This is a genomic window from Desulfurobacteriaceae bacterium (assembly GCA_039832905.1).
Lineage (GTDB): Bacteria > Aquificota > Aquificia > Desulfurobacteriales > Desulfurobacteriaceae > Desulfurobacterium.
The window spans coordinates 1-5,129 of the sequence record JBDOLX010000104.1; the positions used below are offsets into that span (position 1 = coordinate 1).

At 37.1% G+C, this 5,129-nt stretch carries 7 protein-coding genes; 2 read left to right on the forward strand and 5 right to left on the reverse strand.

Annotated features, from left to right (window positions below; genetic code table 11):
• Positions 1–200: hypothetical protein (locus ABGX27_07900; protein ID MEO2069411.1), on the reverse strand; the 200-nt coding region annotated here is incomplete at its 3' end.
• A 240-nt stretch (positions 201–440) separates the two neighbouring features.
• On the opposite strand from ABGX27_07900, the gene ABGX27_07905 reads away from it, so the two are divergent.
• Together ABGX27_07905 and ABGX27_07910 are read left to right on the forward strand one after the other, a co-directional pair.
• The gene (locus ABGX27_07905) at positions 441–1,289 is read left to right on the forward strand and encodes a shikimate dehydrogenase (GenBank protein MEO2069412.1); all 849 of its coding nucleotides are present in this window, start codon (positions 441–443) and stop codon (positions 1,287–1,289) included.
• Positions 1,282–2,547: an MgtC/SapB family protein gene (locus ABGX27_07910; GenBank protein MEO2069413.1), complete on the forward strand. Its 1,266-nt coding sequence runs from the start codon at positions 1,282–1,284 to the stop codon at positions 2,545–2,547. The genes ABGX27_07905 and ABGX27_07910 overlap by 8 nt, the downstream gene beginning before the upstream one ends.
• A gap of 45 nt (positions 2,548–2,592) precedes the next feature.
• Here ABGX27_07910 and rpmA read toward each other — a convergent pair whose 3' ends face one another.
• The 4 genes from rpmA to ABGX27_07930 form a co-directional block, all read right to left on the reverse strand.
• Positions 2,593–2,847, reverse strand: coding sequence for a 50S ribosomal protein L27 (gene rpmA, locus ABGX27_07915; protein ID MEO2069414.1), 255 nt, complete (start codon positions 2,845–2,847; stop codon positions 2,593–2,595).
• Positions 2,848–2,860: 13 nt separating this feature from the next.
• Entirely contained in the window at positions 2,861–3,166 is a 306-nt protein-coding gene (gene rplU, locus ABGX27_07920; GenBank protein MEO2069415.1) for a 50S ribosomal protein L21, read from the reverse strand.
• A 72-nt stretch (positions 3,167–3,238) separates the two neighbouring features.
• On the reverse strand, positions 3,239–4,132 hold the full coding sequence (gene thrB / locus ABGX27_07925) for a homoserine kinase (protein ID MEO2069416.1): 894 nt from the start codon (positions 4,130–4,132) through the stop codon (positions 3,239–3,241).
• Between the two features lie 3 nt (positions 4,133–4,135).
• On the reverse strand, positions 4,136–5,129 hold a 994-nt coding region (locus ABGX27_07930; protein ID MEO2069417.1), incomplete at its 5' end, for a homocysteine biosynthesis protein.

The window sequence follows — 5,129 nt, forward strand, 5'->3', positions numbered from 1 at the left end:
TTTAAAATCTTGAATAAAACGAAAAGGCTAATTATAAGTTCCAGATTGCTAAGGGGGCTTAAATTTTTGGATACGTTGAAGAAATCAAAGAACCATAGGGGAAGATAAATAAGGACGTTGTGAACTATTCCAATGTTTAACGATAACTTAACGAATAAACGAAAAATAAGTGCTAAAGTTATGATGTTTAGTCTGTCCATGAAGAAAGTTAAATTGGAATGTGTTAATGTTTTTCTTTCTTTGAATAACCGATTTCCTGCAAACTAAGGAAAAATAGTAGAGGAAAAAGCCTAAAGGATTGAGCTTATTTCTAAGTTTTTTTACTGAAAGGTTCATGGTATTTTCATTTTATTTTTTAGAACTCTTATAATTCCTTTTATATCATATCTTTTTTTGAGGCTAAAATCTTAAGGCATTTAAAAACTTTCCAAGGAGGTAAAATGAAGCTTACAGGAAAAACTTCCGTTTACGGTATTATTGGTTATCCTGTAAAGCACTCTCTTTCTCCACTAATGCAGACTGCTGCTTTTCAGCATTTAGGGATTGATGCTGTTTATGTTCCTTTTGAAGTAAATCCTGAAAGCTTAGAAGAAGCGGTTAAAGGACTGAAAGCTTTAAACGTTAAAGGTTTCAATGTTACGGTTCCTCATAAAGAAAGTATTGTAGAGTATCTTGATTTTTTAAGTGAGGATGCAGAGTTTTTACAAGCTGTTAATACTGTGAAAAACGAGGATGGGAAACTTATCGGCTACAATACCGATGCCGATGGCTTTTTAAACTCTCTTATAGAAGAGGGTGTAGAACTTCAAGGAAAGAGAGTCACGATTTTAGGGGCTGGAGGGGCTGCAAGAGCTGTTGGTTATGCAGTTTTAAAGGGAGGGGCAAAGTTTATAAATATTGTTAATAGAAGTTTTTCTAAGGCTAAGGCTGTTGGAGAACTTCTCTCAAAGAAAGGGAATGTTTTAGTTTTCCAGTTAAAGGAAAATGTAGTTGAATCTCTTTTACAGGATACAAATATATTGATTAATACAACATCTATTGGAATGAAAGAAAGCGATCCTAAACTTTTTAACTATGAACTAATTCCAGAAGGAATAACTGTTGTTGACATCATTTACAATCCTGCAGAAACACCTCTTTTAAAAGCTGCTAAAGGGAAGGGATGTAAAACAATTAATGGGCTTGGAATGCTTATCCATCAAGGAGCTATAGCTTTTAAGATATGGACAGAGAAAGAAGCTCCTGTAGATACAATGAAAAAGGTTTTAGAAGAGGAACTTTATGGTTGATTTTCTGAAGGAAGTTATTAGCTCAGATACATGGAAACTTTATCAACCTTACTTTGTCTCTATAATCCTTGGTGGGCTTGTTGGAATAGAAAGGGAATATAAGAGGCAGAAAGAGGGAGCTCCGGGATTTGGAGGAGTTAGAACTTTCATTTTAATTTCTCTCTTAGGAACTCTTTCAGCTCATATTTCGTCTTACTTTGGAGAGCCACTTTTATACATAGTAGTCCTTTCTTTTGTCGCTCTTTTGATTGTTGCCCAGCTTCCTGAAAAACTTCCGGGGTTAACGTCCGAAATTTCTGCAATTTTAACTTTTCTAATAGGAGTTCTCTGTTATAAAGGTGAATTTCAGCTTGCTTCAGTTCTTGCTATAGCGGTCCTTTCTATTCTTAGCTTTAAGGAACAGATGCACAAGTTTGTAAAACATTTAACCCTTGAAGATCTTTTTGCATTTTTAAAGTTTGCAGCCGTTAGTGTTATTCTCTATCCCCTTTTACCAGATACTTCCCTTTATGGTGTTAATCCTAAGGAAGTTTGGACAATGGTTGTTATTATCTCCACCATTGATTTTATAGGTTATTTTCTGACAAAAGTTGCAGGGGAAAGGGGAATTCTTTTTACGGGACTTTTGGGCGGTCTTGTTTCAAGTACAGCAGTTTCTGCAACTTTTTCCTCTCTATCTAAAGTCAATAAAACTTTAATTCCTGAGTATGCTGCAGGTATCGTTGGAGCTTCAGCAATAATGTTTCCCAGAATGGTTTTCATTACAGGTCTTATAAGCGTTCAGTTTACTAAGTACCTTTTAGTTCCTTTCTTTACAGCTTTTATTTTCGGAATTTTCTTTGCTTACAGAATATCAAGCTTGGAAAAAAGAGAGAGAGCAAAAGTGGATGTTAAAAATCCGTATGAGCTTTCAAATGCTATAAAATTCGGGGCTTTTTACGCATTTATTCTTTTTATATCACGAAATACTTTAAAGTATCTTGGAGATTATGGACTTTACATAATTGCTGCTATTTCTGGACTTTCCGATGTTGATGCTATAACTCTTACGGTTTCTAAACTCTTTATGGCGAATGAACTCTCTCTTTTGCCTGCAGTTATTTCAATAGTTATAGCTGCAACTGTAAATACTATTTTTAAGTGGTTTTTAACTCTCTCTATGGGAACAAATGAACTTTTTAAAATGGTAACTCCCGGATTTCTTGCCCTTATTGTTGGAGAAATTTTAGGGATAGGGATTTTGGTATTTTGGGGATAATTAACTTTAGAATTAATTCCCCGCGCGAGAGGCGGGGAGGATAGATTACTGAACAGGATATACGCTTACAAATTTCTTGTTTCTTCTAGTTTCAAACTTGACTACGCCGTCAACAAGAGCGAAAAGAGTATAGTCTCTACCCATTCCAACGTTTAGTCCTGGGTGGATAGAAGTTCCTCTTTGTCTAACTAGGATATTTCCAGCTTTAACGACTTGTCCGTCGTGTCTTTTAACTCCTAATCTTTTACCAATTGAATCCCTTCCGTTTTTGGTTGAACCCATACCTTTTTTATGTGCCATGACGAACCCCCAATTAGCTTACAATTTCATCAATTTTAATCTCTGTAAAGTGCTGACGGTGTCCATACTTTCTTTGGTAGTGTTTCTTTGCTTTGTACTTGAAAACAATAATCTTCTTACCTTTTCCATGTCTTACGATAGTTGCCTTTACCTTGAAAGCTTTAGCTTCATCTCCTACTACAACTTTGTTGTCATCCCTTATCATTAGAGCTTCAAACTCAACATTAGAGCCCTCAGGTAGGTTGATTTTCTCAACCTTTAGAACCTGACCAGGCTCCACTACGTACTGCTTTCCTCCTGTTTTTATAACAGCATACATCCTTACTACCTCCACTCTTACTCTTAAATCGTGAGGCTAAATTTATAACAGAAAAAACGCTAAGGTCAAGTTTTAAACATTTTCTATTCTTGCACCTTTTTTATCCACGTCTAAGACAAGGTATCTCGACTCTATTCCAAGAGCATCAAATACGTTGCACATTGCTTTCCCTATCTCGTTAAAGTTTTTATCAGCTAATGCCCCTATGCAGCTTCCAGCTCCAGAAAGGTAAACTGCGTAAGCACCGGCTTTGTATCCTTCAGAGAGGATCTCCCAGAAAGAAGGTATTAGATCACAACGATATGGTTGGTGAATCCTATCTTTAACAGCTTCTTTTAAAAGTTCAAAATCTTTCTTTTGTAAAGCACCTAAAAATAGCGCAACTCTTTGAATGTTAAAAATTACATCTTTCTTGTCGTATTTTTCTGGAAGGACAGACCTTGATTCTTCTGTAGATAGGAATAGTTCAGGAACAACGATTATCACTTTTAGTTCTTCAGGAAAATCAAGCTTTATGTAGGATAAATCTCCGTTTGTAGCTGCAACGACAAAGCCTCCAGTATAAGCTGGTAGGACGTTATCTGGATGGGGTTCAAACTTGAAGGCGATGTCTATTACTTCTGCTATTGAGAGTTTCTTTCCAGCTATTTTTTCTGCAGCTAAGATTCCTCCAACTATTGCTGTGGCAGAGCTCCCAAGACCCCTTCCAAGTGGAATTCTATTTGTAAGTTTTACCTTTATCGGTTGAGAAAGTCCAAGATATTCCATTGTGCTTCTATATGCTCTTAAGAAAAGGTTCTTCTCATCTTTTGGAAGGTCGTCTTTTCCTTCACCTTCTATTTCTACAGAGTAAAAATCTGAAGGTTCCACTTCAAAATCGTTATACAAAGTTAAAGCAAGTCCTAGGGCATCAAAACCCGGTCCCAGATTACTCGTCGAGGCTGGAACAGAAACCTTAAACTTCATCTTTTACTCCTTTCTCTCATCGTATTCTATCTTTACTGTAGGCTCTGGTGCCGGCAATGTTGCTGCTGGTTTAGATAGTTCAAATTCACCGCTCTTTATCCACTCTTTAAGGATGTTGGCTATTTCTCTTGCTTTATAGTAGGAAGATAGAGGGGATGTTGGTACTTTCTTTCCGTCTATTTCTATGTAACCTCTTCGAAGTTCACCGTAACTTACATACTTTAAGGGCTTTGCATTTCCAGATGGATAGTCTACAGAATAGTCAATCACAGGGGCAAATATCTCGTCATCTTTAACTGAAGTGTAGTAGGCTATCCTCTCATTTAGGATAGGGATAGGTATTCCAACACCAACAAATAAGGAAACTCCATACCCTAGAAGAGAAGCTGCTTTTACAAAGTCAGTTGACATTTGTTTCATGTCTCCAATGACCATTAAAGTTCCAGAACCGCCCATCGGCTGACCTTTCTTGCTTCTTTTTACTCCAAATGGAGCGTGCTGAGTCCCATGGAATGCAACGTATCCTACGCCTCCCCCTAAGAAAATCCTTGTTCCAATTCCTATAGTTTCAAAGAAAGGATCGTTGAGGAGAGGGCTTAATTGACCAGCACTTGAATAGGTCGCATTTCCTAAGTTTGGTTTCAGTATTCCCATGTATGTATAGATTGTTCTTGAAGACTTATTCACACCAACATTATAGTTTTGGTATGCATTCCTTGGGTTACACAGAATAGCTTCGTTAATAGTTTTTATGTTTATTAGTTTTTTTATTTCTCTTCTTGGATAGCAATCTGTTCCATAGGCGTAAGCTTCTAGCTCTATATCCTCCCCTGCAATTAAATCCTCAATTACGTGGGCACCGCCATACTCAAACTTTCCGGGATAAACTTCGTTTCTTGGGTCATTTTCAGGAAGGGCTGTTGCTCCAATGTAAAGGTCAACTGCAGCAAGTCCACCGTAAGCTGGGCCTCCGTTAAGGTATATCTCTTCCATTTTC

What these genes read in the sequence shown, in the direction of transcription:
- ABGX27_07905 (MEO2069412.1), top strand. Translation starts at nt 441, where the DNA reads ATGAAGCTTACAGGAAAAACTTCCGTTTACGGTATTATTGGTTATCCT.
- ABGX27_07910 (MEO2069413.1), top strand. Translation starts at nt 1,282, where the DNA reads ATGGTTGATTTTCTGAAGGAAGTTATTAGCTCAGATACATGGAAACTT.
- thrB (MEO2069416.1), bottom strand. Translation starts at nt 4,132, where the DNA reads ATGAAGTTTAAGGTTTCTGTTCCAGCCTCGACGAGTAATCTGGGACCG.
- rplU (MEO2069415.1), bottom strand. Translation starts at nt 3,166, where the DNA reads ATGTATGCTGTTATAAAAACAGGAGGAAAGCAGTACGTAGTGGAGCCT.
- rpmA (MEO2069414.1), bottom strand. Translation starts at nt 2,847, where the DNA reads ATGGCACATAAAAAAGGTATGGGTTCAACCAAAAACGGAAGGGATTCA.